The sequence below is a fragment of the Enterobacter sp. PGRG2 genome (genome assembly GCF_030291195.1).
Classification (GTDB): domain Bacteria; phylum Pseudomonadota; class Gammaproteobacteria; order Enterobacterales; family Enterobacteriaceae; genus Enterobacter_D.
Genome location: NZ_CP127837.1, coordinates 1,601,129 through 1,617,561, shown reverse-complemented (window position 1 = coordinate 1,617,561; position 16,433 = coordinate 1,601,129). Strand labels below are relative to the sequence as shown.

14 protein-coding genes are annotated in these 16,433 nt (G+C 59.5%); 1 reads left to right on the top strand and 13 read right to left on the bottom strand.

Annotated features, from left to right (window positions below; translation table 11 throughout):
* Positions 1-2,076: a glycogen debranching protein GlgX gene (gene glgX / locus QRD42_RS07010; protein ID WP_318364483.1), complete on the top strand. Its 2,076-nt coding sequence runs from the start codon at positions 1-3 to the stop codon at positions 2,074-2,076.
* 62 nt (positions 2,077-2,138) lie between these two features.
* On the opposite strand, the gene rlmB is transcribed toward glgX, so the two are convergent.
* The 13 genes from rlmB to rnr form a co-directional block, all read right to left on the bottom strand.
* Complete coding sequence (gene rlmB / locus QRD42_RS07005; protein ID WP_072570286.1) at positions 2,139-2,870, bottom strand: 23S rRNA (guanosine(2251)-2'-O)-methyltransferase RlmB; 732 nt, start codon at positions 2,868-2,870, stop codon at positions 2,139-2,141.
* A 76-nt stretch (positions 2,871-2,946) separates the two neighbouring features.
* Positions 2,947-3,756: an ABC transporter ATP-binding protein gene (locus tag QRD42_RS07000; protein ID WP_321988488.1), complete on the bottom strand. Its 810-nt coding sequence runs from the start codon at positions 3,754-3,756 to the stop codon at positions 2,947-2,949.
* Positions 3,753-4,748, bottom strand: a complete 996-nt coding sequence (locus tag QRD42_RS06995) for an ABC transporter ATP-binding protein (protein ID WP_321988487.1) — start codon at positions 4,746-4,748, stop codon at positions 3,753-3,755. Before QRD42_RS06995 ends, QRD42_RS07000 begins: the two co-directional genes overlap by 4 nt.
* Positions 4,741-5,592, bottom strand: coding sequence for an ABC transporter permease (locus QRD42_RS06990; protein ID WP_072570283.1), 852 nt, complete (start codon positions 5,590-5,592; stop codon positions 4,741-4,743). The genes QRD42_RS06995 and QRD42_RS06990 overlap by 8 nt, the downstream gene beginning before the upstream one ends.
* Positions 5,589-6,548 (bottom strand): ABC transporter permease, encoded by a 960-nt coding sequence (locus tag QRD42_RS06985; RefSeq protein WP_321988486.1) that lies wholly within the window; start codon positions 6,546-6,548, stop codon positions 5,589-5,591. Before QRD42_RS06985 ends, QRD42_RS06990 begins: the two co-directional genes overlap by 4 nt.
* A 12-nt stretch (positions 6,549-6,560) precedes the next feature.
* The gene (locus QRD42_RS06980; RefSeq protein WP_321988485.1) at positions 6,561-8,120 is read right to left on the bottom strand and encodes an ABC transporter substrate-binding protein; all 1,560 of its coding nucleotides are present in this window, start codon (positions 8,118-8,120) and stop codon (positions 6,561-6,563) included.
* A 23-nt stretch (positions 8,121-8,143) separates the two neighbouring features.
* Positions 8,144-9,361, bottom strand: coding sequence for a M20 family metallopeptidase (locus QRD42_RS06975; RefSeq protein ID WP_321988484.1), 1,218 nt, complete (start codon positions 9,359-9,361; stop codon positions 8,144-8,146).
* Positions 9,362-9,398: 37 nt separating this feature from the next.
* On the bottom strand, positions 9,399-10,178 hold the full coding sequence (locus QRD42_RS06970) for an ABC transporter ATP-binding protein (protein ID WP_321988483.1): 780 nt from the start codon (positions 10,176-10,178) through the stop codon (positions 9,399-9,401).
* Positions 10,178-10,948, bottom strand: coding sequence for an ABC transporter permease (locus tag QRD42_RS06965; RefSeq protein ID WP_088220546.1), 771 nt, complete (start codon positions 10,946-10,948; stop codon positions 10,178-10,180). The genes QRD42_RS06970 and QRD42_RS06965 overlap by 1 nt, the downstream gene beginning before the upstream one ends.
* A complete protein-coding gene (locus QRD42_RS06960) occupies positions 10,945-11,952 on the bottom strand; it encodes a glycine betaine ABC transporter substrate-binding protein (RefSeq protein ID WP_083580979.1) in 1,008 nt (335 codons plus the stop codon). Before QRD42_RS06960 ends, QRD42_RS06965 begins: the two co-directional genes overlap by 4 nt.
* 90 nt (positions 11,953-12,042) lie before the next feature.
* On the bottom strand, positions 12,043-12,759 hold the full coding sequence (locus QRD42_RS06955) for an aspartate/glutamate racemase family protein (protein ID WP_321988482.1): 717 nt from the start codon (positions 12,757-12,759) through the stop codon (positions 12,043-12,045).
* On the bottom strand, positions 12,756-13,757 hold the full coding sequence (locus QRD42_RS06950) for a D-cysteine desulfhydrase (RefSeq protein WP_318376454.1): 1,002 nt from the start codon (positions 13,755-13,757) through the stop codon (positions 12,756-12,758). Before QRD42_RS06950 ends, QRD42_RS06955 begins: the two co-directional genes overlap by 4 nt.
* Before the next feature lie 177 nt (positions 13,758-13,934).
* On the bottom strand, positions 13,935-16,403 hold the full coding sequence (rnr, locus tag QRD42_RS06945) for a ribonuclease R (RefSeq protein ID WP_318364484.1): 2,469 nt from the start codon (positions 16,401-16,403) through the stop codon (positions 13,935-13,937).
* Positions 16,404-16,433: the final 30 nt, after the last annotated feature.

Sequence of the window (16,433 nt, the reverse complement as noted above, 5' to 3'; positions counted from 1 at the left end):
ATGTCTAACAATAATAGCTTTGAAATTCTGGCGGGAACCAGCGAATGTCTTGGCGCCAATTTTGATGGCGAGGGTGTCAACTTTGCGCTTTTCTCTGCACACGCAGAACGGGTTGAACTCTGTCTGTTTGATCAGGACGGGAAAACCGAGATCGCCCGCCTGGATCTGCCGGAATATACCCATGAAATCTGGCACGGTTACGTGCCTGGCCTGCAACCCGGCGCGCTCTACGGCTATCGCGTCTATGGTCCCTACGATCCGGAAAACGGCCATCGTTTTAACCCCAACAAACTGCTGCTCGATCCCTATGCCCGTGAACTGGCGGGGGATATCGAGTGGAATGACGCGCATTTCGCCTACGAGCTGCTGCATGAAGATAAAGATCTGACCTTTGATACCCAGGACAGCGCGCCCTTTACGCCAAAATGCCGTGTCATCGATCCCAATGAATTCGACTGGAAAGATGAAAACCGTCCGAACATTCCGTGGTCGCAAACGGTGCTCTATGAAACCCATGTGAAGGGCTTTACGCAGCTCAATTCCGCGATTCCGGAAGAACTGCGCGGTACCTATGAAGGCATGGGACATCCGGCGACGGTGGAGTACATCAAGAGCCTGGGCGTGACCTCGGTGGAACTGCTGCCGGTGCACTGGTTCCCGGACGATCAGCATCTGCTGGATAAGGGGCTGAAGAACTTCTGGGGCTATAACACCCTCGGTTTCTTCGCGCCTGCTTCGCGCTATTTCGGCCCGAACGGTATTCAGGGTTTCCGCGACATGGTGCGCGCGTACCACGATGCGGGCATCGAAGTGATCCTCGACGTGGTGTACAACCATACGGCAGAGGGTAATGAACTCGGCCCGACGCTCTCCTTTAAGGGCATCGACAACTTCTCTTACTACCGCACCATGCCGGATCAGCATCGTTATTACATCAACGATACCGGCACCGGCAACACCGTTAACACCTCGCATCCGCGCGTATTGCAGATGATCATGGATTCCCTGCGTTACTGGGCGGAATCAATGCATATCGACGGTTTTCGCTTCGACTTAGGCACCATTCTCGGTCGTGAGCCGGAAGGCTTTGACCAGCGCGGCGGCTTCTTTGACGCCATTATGCAGGATCCGGTGCTGTCGAAACTGAAGCTAATCGGCGAGCCCTGGGATATCGGACCGGGCGGCTATCAGGTGGGCGGCTTCCCGCCGGGCTGGGCGGAATGGAACGATAAATACCGCGATACGGTGCGCGAATACTGGAAAGGTATCAACGTTTCCACCGACTTTGCTGCGCGTCTGTTAGGCTCCGGCGATATTTACGATCTGCGCGGCCGCCGTCCGTGGTCGAGCGTCAACTTTATCACCGCCCACGACGGCTTCACGCTTAACGATCTGGTGTCCTATAACGAGAAGCACAACGACGATAACGGCGAAGACAATAACGACGGCCATAACGATAACCGCTCCTACAACTATGGCGCGGAAGGCCCGACGGACGACGAAGGCATCAACAACGTGCGTGAACGGCAGAAGCGTAACTTCCTCACCACGCTGTTCCTGTCCCACGGTTCGCCAATGCTGCTGGCAGGGGATGAGTTTGGCCGCAGTCAGATGGGTAACAATAACGGCTACTGCCAGGACAGCGAGATTTCCTGGGTTCACTGGGATAACCTGCCGGAAAGCAGTGAGGCGCTGCGCGAGTTCACCCGTCATCTGATCAAAATGCGCGCGAAGCAGCCGCTGTTGCGCCGTGAAAGCTGGCGCGACGGCACCGAGATCAAGTGGTTCAACGCCGGTGGCGGCTATCAGCAACCGGAGCAGTGGGATGAAGGCTCGACGCTGGGCGTTTCACTGACCCGCCACGATTTGCATGATGAAGAAGGCCTGTGGCACGAAGTGCTGGTGCTGTTTAACCCGTTCGAAGGTAACGTGCCCTTCCTGATCCCGCAGTCCACGGATGAGGGCTGGATGCTGGAGCTGACTACGTCCGATACCGCCAAACGCGGGCTGATCATTACCAAAGAGAAGGAATTCGAACTGGAAGGCCGCAGTATCGCGCTGTTCAGAAGGCCGTAAGCCGTTTTACAGCCAGAAAAAAGGGCCATCATCTGATGGCCCTTTTTATTATTCGCAGACAGTTAGCCGCGCTGGCGTACCGCTTCGAACAGGCAGATGCCGGTCGCCACCGACACGTTCAGCGAGGAGACGCTGCCCGCCATCGGAATGCTGATCAGCTCATCGCAATGCTCGCGGGTCAGACGACGCATACCTTCGCCCTCCGCGCCCATCACCAGCGCCATCGCGCCGGTCATTTTGCTCTGGAACAGGGTGTGGTCCGCTTCGCCCGCAGTGCCGACGATCCAGATATTCTCTTCCTGCAATACGCGCATGGTGCGCGCCAGGTTGGTGACGCGGATCAGCGGCACGTTTTCTGCCGCGCCACAGGCGACTTTTTTCGCCGTCGCGTTCAGCTGCGCAGAGCGGTCTTTCGGCACGATCACCGCATGGACGCCCGCCGCATCGGCGCTGCGCAGGCAGGCCCCGAGGTTGTGCGGATCGGTGACGCCATCAAGGATCAGGAAGAATGGCTTATCCAGGCTTGCGATCAGATCCGGCAGATCGTTTTCCTGATACTGACGACCCGGCTTCACGCGCGCAATGATCCCCTGGTGTACCGCGCCTTCGCTTTTCTCGTCCAGAAACTGACGGGAGGCCACCTGAACCGGAACGCCCTGCGCTTCCAGCGCATGGATCAGCGGCATCAGGCGCTTATCTTCGCGTCCTTTCAGAATAAAAACTTCCTGAAAGCGCTCAGGGGCGCGTTCCAGCAGTGCCTGCACCGCGTGGATGCCATAAATCATTTCACTCATGAAGGGTACTCAGTAGAGGTTAAAAGGGTGTTTCCCGCCCATTATAACCCACGACGCCCCCGGACGTCCTTCCCCGTTACGCATTCACCGCCGCAGGAAGCCGGTTTTTTTCTGCGGGATGCGCAGGCAGTATCGCCGACAGCAGCCAGCGCGTGTAGTCATGCTGCGGATGGGCAAAAAGCTGCGCGCTGGCCGCCTCTTCCACCAGCTGTCCGCGATACATCACGCCTACCCGATCCGCCACGTGACGCACCACATTGAGATCGTGAGAGATAAACAGGTAGGCGAGGCCATAGTCGCGCTGCAAATCCATCAGCAGATTCAGCACCTGCGACTGAATGGAAACGTCCAGCGCCGACACCGGTTCATCGCAGATGATCAGCTTCGGACGCAGGATCAGCGCCCGCGCGATGCCGATACGCTGGCGCTGTCCGCCTGAAAACGCCTGCGGATAACGTCCGGCATCCTGCGCCCGCAGACCGACCTGTTCCAGCATCGCCGCCACCGCTTTTTTACGACGCTGCGCATCGCGTTCGCCGTGAATGATCAATGGCTCCTCAATGCTGTAGCCAATGGTGCGCTTTGGATCGAGCGTGGAGAGCGGATCCTGGAAGATCATCTGAATGTCTTTGCGCACGCTGCGCCATCCGGCGGCACTGAGATCCAGCAGCGACTGGCCGTTGAAATCCACCCGCCCGCCGGAGGCCGGGGTTAAACCGAGAAGGGTGCGCCCGGTGGTGCTTTTACCGCTGCCGGATTCGCCGACCAGCGCGTAGGTTTCCCCGGCATGGATGTTAAAACTGACGTCCTGCACCGCCTGCACGCTATGCCCGCGACGGGTAAAGGTTTTGGACAGATGCTGTACGTTCAGCAACGGCTGATTCATGGCATGACTCCCGTTTCTTCTGCGCGCCAGCAGCGCACCTGATGACCGTGACCGCCGAGCGGGCGCAGTTGCGGCGGCTGTGCGCGACAGGTGGCGGTCGCCAGCGGACAGCGATCGGCAAAGGTACAGCCGCCCGGCAGCGCATCCAGCGCCGGGACGCTGCCGCGGATCTCCTCCAGCCGCGTCTTTGGCGTGTGGGACAGCGAGGGCCGCGCCGCCAGCAGCGCGCGGGTATAGGGATGGCGGGGATTTTCAAACAGCGTCATCACGTCTGTTTCTTCCACCACCTGCCCGGCGTAGAGCACCACCACGCGCTGACACAGTCGCGCCACCACGCTCAGGTCGTGGGTAATAAAGATGATCCCCATTCCGCTCTGCTGTTTGATGTCGTCCAGCAGTTGCAGGATTTGCGCCTGGATAGTGGCGTCCAGCGCGGTGGTCGGCTCATCGGCAATCAGCAGCGACGGCGCACTGGCGATCGCCATGGCGATCATCACCCGCTGGCGCATGCCGCCGGAAAGCTCATGGGGCCAGGCGTTGACGCAGCGGGCGGCATCAGCAATGCCCACCTGCTCCAGCAGGCGCAGCCGTTTTTGCTGGCGCTGCGCCCGGTTTAACGCGGTATGCAGCTTCAGGCTTTCTTCAATCTGAAAGCCGATAGTCAGCACCGGGTTCAGGCTGGAGAGCGGATCCTGGAAAATCATCGCCATCTCGCCGCCGCTGCGCTGGCGGCGTGCCGTTGCCGGGAGCGTGTCGAGGCGTTGGCCGCCGAGGGCGATTTCACCTTCGGTGCGGCTGGTGCGCGGGGACAATAGCCCCATCAGCGCCTGCGCGGTGACGCTTTTCCCGCAGCCGGATTCACCGATGATGCCCAGCGTTTCATGATGATGCACGGTAAAGGAGACGCCGCGCACCGGAGCCACCACGCCCTGCGGCGTGGCGAAATTCACCCGCAAATCTTTGACGCTTAACAGCGGCGGCGGATTAACCATGTTGCTCCCCTTTTTTCAGCAGGCGCAGGACACGCTGCGGCAGCGGTTTCAGCCCCGGCTCGGCGCTGTCGCGCAGGTCGTCGCCGATAATATTCAGCGCGAGGATCAGCAGCACAATGGCGATGCCGGGAAAAAAGGTCATCCACCAGGCGGTAAAGATCACTGCTTTTCCTTCCAGCAACAGATTGCCGAGGCTGGGCGTGGGCGCAGGCACGCCGGAACCCAGAAAGCTCAGCGCGGCCTCGGTCAGAATAGCCACCGAGAACACCCAGGTGACCTGCACAATCAGCGGCGACAGCACGTTCGGCAGCAGATGTAGCCAGATAATGCGCGCCGGGGAGGCCCCCTGCGCGCGCAGGGCTTCAATGAAATTTTTCTCTTTGATAACCAGCGCCGCGCCGCGGATCACCCGCGCAATGGACGGCACGTATACCAGCGACAGCGCCAGCACAACGTTAGCGATGTTCGGCCCCAGCACGCCGACAATAGCGATAGCCAGCAACAACGACGGAAAGGCGAACAGCCCGTCGCAGACGCGCATCAGAATGCGATCCACCGGGCGATACCAGGCGCAGAGCAGCCCGGTCAGCATGCCGATCGCCCCGGCTATTACCGCCACCGCCGCCCCGACGGAAAACGATACCCGCACCGCCAGCGCCACGCGCACAAACAGATCGCGGCCAAAGTTATCGGTGCCAAACCAGTGCGCCGCGCCGGGGGCCTTCAGGCGGCTGAGCGGATCGATAGCATAAGGATCGTAAGGGCTGAAAAAGGTGCCGCACACCGAGAGCAGCACAATGCCCGCCAGCACGCCGCACCATAGCCAGAGTTTGTTTCGCGTCATGCGCTTTCACTCCCCTCGACGGACAGGCGTGGATCGACCATATAGCTGAGCACGTCCACCGCCAGATTAATCAGCACGTAACAGACGGTGATCAGCAGCACCACGCCCTGGATCACCGTGAAATCCCGCCGCTCGATGGAGTCCACCACCAGCGAGCCGACGCCGGGAATGCCGAATACGCTTTCGATGACGATGGTGCCGGTGACCAGCGAGGCGAAGGATTCCCCGCAGATGGTCAGCACCGGGATCAGGGCGTTTTTCAGCGTATGGCGCAGCAGCACCATGCGCTCGGGCACGCCTTTGGCGCGGGCGGTATGAATAAAATTCTCCTGCAGCACGTCGAGCATTACCGCGCGGGTCATGCGTGAGATCAGCGCGGCAATACGAAAACCGAGCGCAATGGCGGGCAGCGTCAGATACCAGAGGTTTTGCAGCCCGTTTTCGTTGGTGGAGCGATAGCCCACTACCGGGAACCAGCGCAGCTGCACGGCGAAAAAGAAGATCAGGAACAGGCCAAGCAGAAAGCCCGGTACCGACATACCGAGGGTGGCCAGCGCGCGAATGATCCGGTCGGCCATGCCGCCATGCTGCCAGGCGCTGATCGCCCCGCTCCCCAGCCCCAGCACCAGCGCGATCAGCTGCGCGTACAGCGCAAGGGCCAGCGTCGGGGTGAGATGCTGTAAAAACAGCTCGCTGACGCTGGCATTGAGAAACAGCGAGTGGCCCAGATCGCCAGACAACACCGCGCCCGCCCAGCGCACAAATTGCATCAGCAGCGGCTGATCCAGCCCCATCTGCTGGCGCAGCGCGGCAATGTCCTGCGGGCTGGCGTCATTGCCGAGGATCACCAGCACCGGATCGCCCGGCGCAAGATGCACCAGGCAAAACACCACCAGCGATACCACCAGCAGCACGGGCAGCAGCGCCATCAGCCGGTGAAACAAGAACCACTTCATAGACGTCTCCGGTTACGGCGTGACGGTAACATTCCACAGCACCGGCCCAATCAGATCATGGTAGCCGTGCACGTTTTTCTTCAGGGCGACCGGCTCAGGCGTGGTGTGACCAAGCACGATAACCGGCAGATATTGCCAGGTCAGCACGTTCAGTTTATCCACCAGTGGCCGCGCTTCTTTCAGCGATGCCGCCTGCTTGATGCCATCAAGCGCCGCATCGATTTCCGGGCTGTTGCTCAGACCCGGAAACTTCGCCCGCGAGTCGAGGAAGGGATACTGGTGCAGCACCTGACGCATGGAGAACTCCAGCGCGCACAGATCGAAGTTCTTCGGATCCTGACGGCGTTGCAGCACCGTCGGCCAGTCGTAGACGTCCAGCCGGGATTTGACGCCGATCTGTTTCAGCACCTGCTGGGCGACAATCGCCAGGTTATACAGCTCTGCATACTCTTTGGTGGCGATAATCACCACTTCTTCGCCCTTATAACCGGATTCTTTAACCAGTTTGCGAGCCTCCTCGAGTTTATGCTGGTTCCAGAATGGCTTGCCCGCCTCGCTGTACCAGTCCACCTGATTCGGGAATCCCAGAGATGGATCTTCTTTAAAGAAACGCGGATCGCTGTAGCCCGCCAGCAGCGTCTGGTGCACGTCGAGCGCAAGGTTAAACGCCTGTCTAAGCTTTAGGTCAGCGAACGGCCCTTGCTGTTTGTTGAACAGATAGGTGATCAGCGAACCGCCGCTTTCGGGCCGCGCCAGGCTCAGATCCGGCGCGTTGGTAAGGGCATCGATATTGTCTTTCGGCAGGTTAAACACAATGTCGTATTCGCCGGTCATCGCTCCGGCCAGCCGCGTGGACTCATCGGTGATATAGCGGAACCAGATGTCTTTTACGTTGGCTGGCTTAGCGCCGGAAAGTCCGCTGGACGGCTCTTTGCGCGACATAAAGCCGTCATAGCGCGTCAGATGTAAATACTCGCCCTGTTTAAACTCCGCGAGTTTGTATGGCCCGGTACCGATAAGCTCGGTGACCGGTTTTTTGCTGCTGTTGGCCTGGTCGATCAGGCGTTTGGGCATGATGGCGGCGATGTTTTTCACGTCCGCCAGCACGTTGAGGGCGATCAGTGAAGGCTCCGGCAGCGTGAGGCGCACGGTTTTGTCGTCCACCTTGCTGAACTGCGCCCCCGGCAGGTTAGCTTTACCCTGCGTCGATACCGCCAGCCAGCGCGTCATGGAAGCCACCACGTCATCGGCGGTGAGCGGCTGACCATCGTGGAACTTCACGTCGTCGCGCAGCACGAAGGTGTAGGTTTTGCGATCGTCACTCAGCGTATAGGACGCCACCAGATCCGGCACCGGCTCAAACTTATCGTTGATGGTGAACAGCTCTTCAAAGATATGGCGATCCACATCAGAGGTGGCGTTATTGGTGGTGAGATACGGATCGAGGGTGCCGGGCCGGTTACCATAGGCGATGTTCAGCGTCGCATTACGGTTCACGGCTTCGGCCAGTGCGCTTCCCCAGGGTAAAGCCGCCGCCAGCAGCAGTGCGGCGGCAGAGAATGTCATTTTCATTGTTTTTCTGGCTCCGGTGGCGATCAGGCCGCGTTTGAGGTGGTAGGTCGTCCGGCAAATTCATCCTTCGCCGCCTGAAGCAGCGCAGGCTCGGTGAGCAGCCGTAGCCCGGCGCGCGCCAGCACCAGCGCCCCGGTGATTAAGGCTTCGTACCCTTTTTCGGAGTTGGCGGCTTCGCGGAAGGCGACCGTGTGGCCGATCAAATCGTCCGGGCCAATCTTGATGGACGGATGCGCAGTGGGCACCGCATGGCTGATGTCGCCGACGTCCGTCGATCCTTTGCCCTCTTTGGCGCTGAGATCCACCGGTTCGCCCACGGCCGTGAACTCCTCAAGAAACAGGTTATTCAGCGTGTCATTGATGTTGAAATCCCGCGGACCGACCTGATGCTCAATTTTCACCGTCGCGCCGGTCGCCAGCGCAGCGCCTTCGGCAATCGCCCGGATGCGTGGCTCCAGCGCTTCAACGGCTTCACGGCTTTCCGCGCGGATATAAAAATGCGCCGAGGCGTATTCAGGGATCACGTTCGGCGCCTGGCCGCCATTGGTGATGATGCCATGGATGCGCACGCCGTCCGGCAGTTGCTGGCGCAGCACGCTGATGCCGTTATAGAGCAGTACCAGCGCGTCCAGTGCGTTGACCCCTTTGTGCGGCGAGCTGCCCGCGTGGGAGGGTTTTCCGTAAAAGTGGAAGTAGAGGTGGTTATTGGCGAGGAATGGCCCGGTCAGGCGTGTTCTGCCGCCCGGATGCACCATCATCGCCGCGTCTACATCCCGCAGGAATCCGTGCTCAACAAAGCGGGCTTTCACATTGCCGTTCGGGCCGCCTTTACCGCGCAGCCCGCCCTCTTCCGCCGGCGTGCCCAGCACCACGACTTTGCCGCCGGTTTTATCCAGCGTCTGGCTAAGGGCAATGGCGGCGGCGATACTGGAAACGCCGATGATGTTATGTCCACAGGCGTGGCCGATATCGATCAGCGCATCAAATTCGGCGAGATAAGCAATGGTCGGTCCTGGCCTGCCGCTCTCTTTTACCGCATAGAAGGCGGTTTCGTGACCGGCGACGTTGGCCGTGACGGTAAAGCCGTTTTTCGCCAGCAGCGCGGTCAGCAGGCCGCTGGCGTAATATTCATTGTTACCGGTTTCCGGGTGCGCATGAATATCTTTTGAGATGGCGATGTACTCGTCGCGGTGTTGATTAAGGCTCTGTTCCAGTCGTGCGGTTAACTCGCTATTGCTCATTGCTTCCACCTTTTTGTGATGTCGGTTGATGAAGGGGTTAACTCAGATGACGCTTTGCCTCCTGACGGACGCGATGCAGAACGTGATGCTTGATTTCGCCGTAGCGCGGGTGTTCCACCAGGGATTCAATGTCGCGCTCGCGACCGAAGGGACTGGCAATTTCTTCCACGATCTTGCCGGGTTTTGCCGACATGATCAGAATGCGATCGGCGAGGAACAGCGCTTCTTCCACGTCGTGGGTGACAAATAACAGCGTGGTGTCCGTTTCCAGCCAGGCGTTGCGCAGCAATTCCTGCATCATCAGGCGCGTCTGGGCGTCGAGCGCGCCGAACGGCTCGTCAAGCAGCAGCACTTCCGGTTCCGGCAGCCAGGCGCGCGCCAGCGCCACGCGCTGTTTCATGCCGCCCGACAACTGCCAGGGGGCGTGATGTTCAAAGCCTTTCAGCCCGACGCGGGCCAGCCAGTCCAGCGCCTTCGCGTTCACGTCGTCTTTGCGGTGGCTGCCGAGGCGCGGGCCAAAGGTGACGTTATCCAGCACCGACAGCCAGGGGAACAGATTCGGCTGCTGGAAAATCATCCCGCGGGAAGGCCCGGGCTTGCGTACCGGCTCGCCGCCGCTCAGAACCCGCCCGCGGTCAGGCCGGGTAAAGCCGGCCACAAGATTAAGAATAGTGGATTTGCCGCAGCCCGACGGCCCCAACAGCACCACAAATTCGCCCTTCGCAAGCGACAGGGAGACGTCTTCCAGCACGGTAAAGGGATGCGGTTTCGCCGCAAATTGCAGGGACACCTGCTCCAGCGCAATCTGTACAGTCATTATTCTTTTCCTGCCCAGGGCACAAACACGCGTTGCAGGCCGAGGATAAGTAAATCAAGGAGATAGCCAATACCGCCGAGCAGCAGGATGCCCAGCATGACGATATCGGTGCGTAAGTAAGAGCTGGCGTTGATCACCATCCAGCCCAGACCTGAGCTGGCGGCGACCATTTCGGCGGCGATCAGCGACGTCCAGCCAATGCCAATCGACAGCCTGACGGTGGTAAACAGATCCGGCAGCGCATCCGGCAACACCACGCGCAGGAAAATTTGTTGTCGGGAAGCGCCGAGGGTCTGCGCCACGCGAATGCGCGAGCGACCAATGCGCTCCACCGCCGCGCTGGCCCCCACCACCACGCTGAGGAAGGTGGCGATGAAAATCAGAAAGAATTTCGAGCTTTCACCGATGCCGAGCCATACCACCGCCAGCGGGATCAGCGCGATTTTCGGCAGCGGACGCAGAAACTGCACGAAGGGATTAAGCACTGCCGCCAGCCCGTCGGACAGGCCCATCAACAGGCCGAGCGGAATACCGATCACAATCGCCACCGCAAAGGCGCTGAGCGCCCGCGCGAGGCTGACGGCGATATGCTGCCAGAGCGGAACCTGCCGGTAACCGTCAGCCAGCAGCTCTTCCGTGGTCAGACCGATGTCCGTCAGCGACGGCAGCAGCAGCGGATCCACCCATTGCCGGGTCGCCGCCACCTGCCAAAGGATAAAAAAGATCGCCACCGACAGCACGCTGATGGCGATGTGCTGACTTACTCTCATTTTGCGTTCACCGCCGCATCGCGAAGGTAACGGGAGTTGATGGCCGCGTCCCAGTTCGCGGGGATGTCACGCTTGCGGATCTCGCCAATTCCGGCGAGGAAGTTTGAGGTTTTGGTCAGCGCTTTGCCGATGCCGCTGTCGGTGCTGTGCGTACCGTCGCCCAGCCAGGCGGCGGTGCCCTGTTCGCTCAGCGTCGGGTATTCCAGACCGCCCAGCGTATTGGCGGCGGTGGTCACAGGCGCGCCCACTTCTTTCGCCACGATGGCGGCGGCACGTTCAGGATCTTTTTTGAACTCATTGACCTTTTCCTGATGCACGCGCAGGAAGGCGCTGACCACCTCCGGGTACTGTTCGGCAAAGGCTTTACGCACCACATAGTTGTTGTAGATCAGGTAGCCCGCCTGTTGCAGATCTTTGGTGGCGAACACCTGGTGCCCGCCAGCTGACTCCAGCTCCTGGGCGAAGGGCGCCCAGACGTAGCCCGCGTCAATATCGCCCCGCTTCCATGCGGCAACCATTTCCGCCGGACGCAATGGCAACAGGGTAATTTTACTGCGGTCGAGTTTGTTGACGCTGATCGCCGCCTCCAGCGCATATTGCGCGGTGGAGTTTGGCGGATAGCCCACACGTTTGCCTTCAATATCATTAATGCGGGTGATGCCCTCTTTGCCGATTAAGCGTTCGTAGCTGGCGATCACGCCGGACACGCCGATTATTTCCACCGGTAATTTACGCACAATACCCGCCGTCGCCGGGCTGGAGCCAAAATTGGCAATATCAATAGCATTACTGGCGAAATAGGTTAATGCATCGGCTCCGGAAGCAAATTGCACCCATTTCACTTTGCTGTTTAACGCTTTATCCAGAGAACCATCGGCTTTTGCCAGCATTAATACCTGCGAACCGCCGCTATAAGCAATACGGACTTCTTCCGGCGTGGCGGCAAAAGAAATCTGCGACCATAAGCTACCCGCTGCCAGTAATAAGCAGAGACTTTTTTTCATTTTATTATCCTGTGAGGAAATTAATTATTTAGCGCCCGACCAGTATATTCAGCCGACGTTGATTTATTTATACGGATTATTGCTAAGCATTTATTCACAACAGGAATGGCGATAATCCTGCCAGAGGGCGGAACAGCGCTCCGCCAGCGCCTGCGCCGGATCGACGGCGTGGGAAAGAAAGGGGGAGTCAATGGCCTTCAGGGCGACCGGCACTTCGGTGCAGGCGAGGATTAATTGCTGCGCCCCGCGTTCAACCAGCGCCTGCGCCTGGCGCGCCAGTAACTCGCCGCCTTCACGCAGCGCACCGCGTTTAACCGCGTAGCAGCCCGGTACAAACAGCGTTTCCAGCTCATGAGTGTCGGGCAGCACCGGCGTGATGCCCAGACGGCGCAGCCCCTGCTGATACCAGCCCGCGTCGAGCGTGCCTTTGGTGGCGATCACTCCAACGCGCGTAGCGTGCTCAGGGCGGATCTGCGTGAGGGTGGCCTCAACGATATGCACCAGCGGCGCGGCGCTTGCCGCCTGCAATGCCGCAAACCAGTGATGGGCGGTGTTACAGGGGATGGCGATGTGGCTCGCCCCTGCGGCGTTTAAAGTGTTGATACCGTTGAGCAACTGCGGCAAGGGCGACGGGCCGGTGCCCGCCAGCGCCTGTTGCCGGTCGGCGATCTGCGGCACGTTCCACGCCAGCACCGGGATCTGCTGCTGATCGCGCTGCGCAGGCGTGGCCTCCAGCAGCTTTGCCATAAAATCTACCGTGGCCAGCGGCCCCATGCCGCCCAGCACGCCGAGCAGGAAGGGTGTCATTTTTCCAGCACCTGACGATAACCAAACAGCCCCGCCGAACCGCCGGTGTGGATAAACACCACGTTTTCGTCCTGGCGGAAATGACCGTTGCGGATCAGATCCACCAGCCCGGCAAAGCCTTTCCCGGAATAGACCGGATCCAGCAGAATGCCTTCGTGACGTGCCAGCAGGCGCAGCGCTTCTGTCATGCCGTCAGTAGGTAAACCGTAGCCGTCGCCCACGTAATCGCTGTTGGCAACCACCCGGTTACGCGGCAGCTCGCCCGCCACACCCAGCAGCGCAAGGGTGCGGGAGGCCAGGTTCCATACGTTCTCTTCCTGCTTCTCTTTCGGCGCGCGCACGCTGATGCCGAGCACGGGCACATGGCTATTGGTCGCAGTAAATCCGGCGACAAGGCCCGCCTGGGTGCCGGTGCTGCCGGTGGCGTGCACCACGTGATCGATGCGTAAGCGTAATTGGGAGGACTGGTAAAGCAGCTCCTCGGCACAGGCCACGTAGCCCAGCGCGCCTATGGGGTTAGAGCCGCCGCCGGGGATGACATAAGGGTTAAAGCCCTGTTCGCGCAGCCTGGCGGCATAGTCGTCCATCGCCTGCTGCATGTCGGTGCCGCCCGGCAGATGGGCGACTATCTCGCCGCCGAGCAGTTCATCAAGCAAAACGTTACCGGATCGCTGGTAATCTTCGCCGAAATCGGTGACGCGCTTTTCGAGCAGCACTTTCGCCGGTAAGCCTAATTTTGCCGCGCCGGCAATAGTCTGGCGCACGTGATTCGACTGGGTTGCGCCCTGGGTAATAATCACATCGGCGTTTTTTTGCAGCGCGTCGGCCAGCAAAAATTCCAGTTTGCGGGTTTTATTTCCCCCGGTGGCAAGTCCGGTGGCGTCATCGCGCTTGATCCATATTTTCGGTCCGCCCAGTAATTTACTCAGATTATCTAAAGGTTCGAGCGGCGTGGGGAAATGACCTAACGAGAGGCGCGGAAAACGGGCCAGATGCATAGTAGCTCCTTGAGAATTTGCTCATCAGCAAAATAATAATTATTGAGCTACTCTACACCGCCGGGCTTTGAGCCTAATGACAAATAATAAATATCTATTGCTGAAAATTAACTAACCGCGAAAATAAAAAAAAGCCCCTTATTATAAGAGGCTTTTATTTATTGCGCAGAGCCTGCGTTATTCAGCGACTTTCTTTTTCGCTGCGCGCTTTGCTTTGGTCGCCGCCGCGATTTTTTGCGTTTTCGCAGAAGGCGCCTTTGGCTTTTTCTCTTTCTTCGCTTTCGGCTGCGCGCTGTCCGGGTTTTTAGCTTTGGCTTTTGATTTGCCTTTTTCGCCACGGAATGCGCTATCCGGCTCGAAGTTTACTTTTTTGCCCACCTGACGACGACGGCTGGCGTTACGTCCCGGCGCGCCTTTTTTGGCTTTTTCGCGTTCGGTTTTGCCGACGTTACGCGGCGCGCGTTCGCTGGAGATCAGCGTGAAGTCGATTTTACGCTCGTCCATGCTGACCGCTTCCACACGCACTTCCACACGGTCGCCCAGGCGATAGGTCTGGCCGCCGGATTCGCCGATCAGACGCTGACCAACCTGGTCGAAACGGTAGTAGTCGTTGTCGAGGGAGGACACGTGCACCAGACCGTCGATGAACAGCTCGTTCAGACGCACGAAGAAACCAAAGCCGGTGACGCTGGCAATCACCCCGGAGAAGGTATTGCCCACCTGATCCTGCATAAAGTCACACTTCAGCCAGTCGGCGACGTCGCGCGTGGCTTCGTCGGCACGGCGTTCGGCCATAGAACAGTGCTGACCGAGTTGCAGCATCGCTTCCACGCTGTAGTGCCAGCCGCCGGTTTCGGTGCTGTCGCCTTCGTGCCCCTGCTCTTTCGCCAGCAGGTATTTGATGGCGCGGTGTAGCGACAGATCGGGATAACGACGGATCGGCGAGGTGAAGTGTGCGTACTGTTGCAGCGCCAGACCAAAGTGACCGCGGTTTTCCGGATCGTAAATCGCCTGTTTCATGGAGCGCAGCAGCATGGTTTGCAGCATTTCATGATCGGGACGATCGGCGATGGATTCCAGCAGCGCCGCGTAGTCACCCGGCTCCGGCTTACTGCCGCCCGGCAGCTCCAGGCCCAGCTCAGCCAGTACCGAGCGGAAGGAGGTGATGGCTTCGTTAGTCGGACGATCGTGAATACGGAACAGCGCCGGTTCTTTCGCTTTCTCGACAAAACGCGCCGCCGAGATGTTGGCGAGGATCATGCACTCTTCGATCAGCTTGTGGGCGTCGTTACGCTCAGTCAGCTCGATGCGCTCAATACGGCGTTCCGCGTTGAAGATGAACTTGGCTTCTTCGCTCTCGAAAGAGATGCCGCCACGCTCTTCGCGCGCCTGGTTCAGGGTTTTGTAGAGGTTGTGCAGCTCTTCGATGTGTTTGACCAGCGGAGCGTACTGCTGACGCAGCTCCTGATCGCCTTCCAGCATATGCCAGACCTTGGTGTAGGTCAGACGCGCGTGGGAGCTCATCACCGCTTCATAGAATTTGTAGCCGGTTAAGCGCCCTTTGGTGGAGATGGTCATCTCGCAGACCATACAGAGGCGGTCAACCTGCGGGTTGAGCGAGCACAGGCCGTTGGAGAGCACTTCCGGCAGCATAGGCACCACCTGCGACGGGAAGTAGACCGAGGTGCCGCGGTTGTGCGCTTCGTCGTCCAGCGCGGTGCCAGGGCGCACGTAGTAGCTGACGTCCGCAATGGCCACCCACAGACGCCAGCCGCCACCACGTTTTTTCTCGCAGTAAACCGCATCGTCGAAGTCGCGGGCGTCTTCGCCGTCGATGGTGACCAGCGGCAGGTTACGCAGGTCAACGCGGCCTGATTTCGCCGCTTCCGGCACCTGTTCGCTGAGGCTGGCGATCTCGTCTTCCACCGCTTTCGGCCAGACGTAAGGGATTTCGTGGGTGCGCAGCGCCATGTCGACAGCCATGCTGGTGCCCATGTTATCGCCCAGCACTTCAACAATTTTACCAATGGCTTTGGTGCGGCGGGTAGGACGCTGGGTGAGTTCAACCACCACCACGAAGCCCATGCGCGCGCCCATGACTTCTTCCGGCGGCACAAGGATGTCGAAGCTCAGGCGGCTGTCATCCGGCACCACAAAGCCCACACCGGCATCGGTGAAGTAGCGGCCGACGATCTGCCCGGTACGCGGCTCCAGCACGCGCACAATACGCGCTTCGCGGCGACCTTTACGGTCAGCGCCGAGCGGCTGCGCCAGCACGATATCGCCGTGCATGCACATTTTCATCTGTTCAGAAGAGAGATAGAGATCGTCTTTACGGCCTTCCACGCGCAGGAAGCCGAAGCCGTCGCGGTGACCGATTACCTTGCCTTTCAGCAGGTCGAGGCGCTCCGGCAGCGCATAGCACTGGCGGCGGGTGAAGACCAGTTGCCCGTCGCGCTCCATGGCGCGCAGGCGACGACGCAGCCCTTCAAGCTGTTCTTCGCCTTCGATATTGAGTTCAACCGCCAGTTCTTCGCGGTTAGCGGGTTTTTCGCGTTTGGATAAGTGATCGAGAATGAATTCACGACTGGGAATAGGGTTGGCGTACTTTTCAGCTTCGCGGTCCTGGAAAGGATCTTGTGACATTGCGGTTCCTCCGTTGTCAGCTCTGGCGGA

Coding starts and splice junctions, on each gene's coding strand:
- glgX (WP_318364483.1), top strand. CDS start 1: ATGTCTAACAATAATAGCTTTGAAATTCTGGCGGGAACCAGCGAATGT.
- rlmB (WP_072570286.1), bottom strand. CDS start 2,870: ATGAGTGAAATGATTTATGGCATCCACGCGGTGCAGGCACTGCTGGAA.
- QRD42_RS07000 (WP_321988488.1), bottom strand. CDS start 3,756: ATGAATCAGCCGTTGCTGAACGTACAGCATCTGTCCAAAACCTTTACC.
- QRD42_RS06995 (WP_321988487.1), bottom strand. CDS start 4,748: ATGGTTAATCCGCCGCCGCTGTTAAGCGTCAAAGATTTGCGGGTGAAT.
- QRD42_RS06990 (WP_072570283.1), bottom strand. CDS start 5,592: ATGACGCGAAACAAACTCTGGCTATGGTGCGGCGTGCTGGCGGGCATT.
- QRD42_RS06985 (WP_321988486.1), bottom strand. CDS start 6,548: ATGAAGTGGTTCTTGTTTCACCGGCTGATGGCGCTGCTGCCCGTGCTG.
- QRD42_RS06980 (WP_321988485.1), bottom strand. CDS start 8,120: ATGAAAATGACATTCTCTGCCGCCGCACTGCTGCTGGCGGCGGCTTTA.
- QRD42_RS06975 (WP_321988484.1), bottom strand. CDS start 9,361: ATGAGCAATAGCGAGTTAACCGCACGACTGGAACAGAGCCTTAATCAA.
- QRD42_RS06970 (WP_321988483.1), bottom strand. CDS start 10,178: ATGACTGTACAGATTGCGCTGGAGCAGGTGTCCCTGCAATTTGCGGCG.
- QRD42_RS06965 (WP_088220546.1), bottom strand. CDS start 10,948: ATGAGAGTAAGTCAGCACATCGCCATCAGCGTGCTGTCGGTGGCGATC.
- QRD42_RS06960 (WP_083580979.1), bottom strand. CDS start 11,952: ATGAAAAAAAGTCTCTGCTTATTACTGGCAGCGGGTAGCTTATGGTCG.
- QRD42_RS06955 (WP_321988482.1), bottom strand. CDS start 12,759: ATGACACCCTTCCTGCTCGGCGTGCTGGGCGGCATGGGGCCGCTGGCC.
- QRD42_RS06950 (WP_318376454.1), bottom strand. CDS start 13,757: ATGCATCTGGCCCGTTTTCCGCGCCTCTCGTTAGGTCATTTCCCCACG.
- rnr (WP_318364484.1), bottom strand. CDS start 16,403: ATGTCACAAGATCCTTTCCAGGACCGCGAAGCTGAAAAGTACGCCAAC.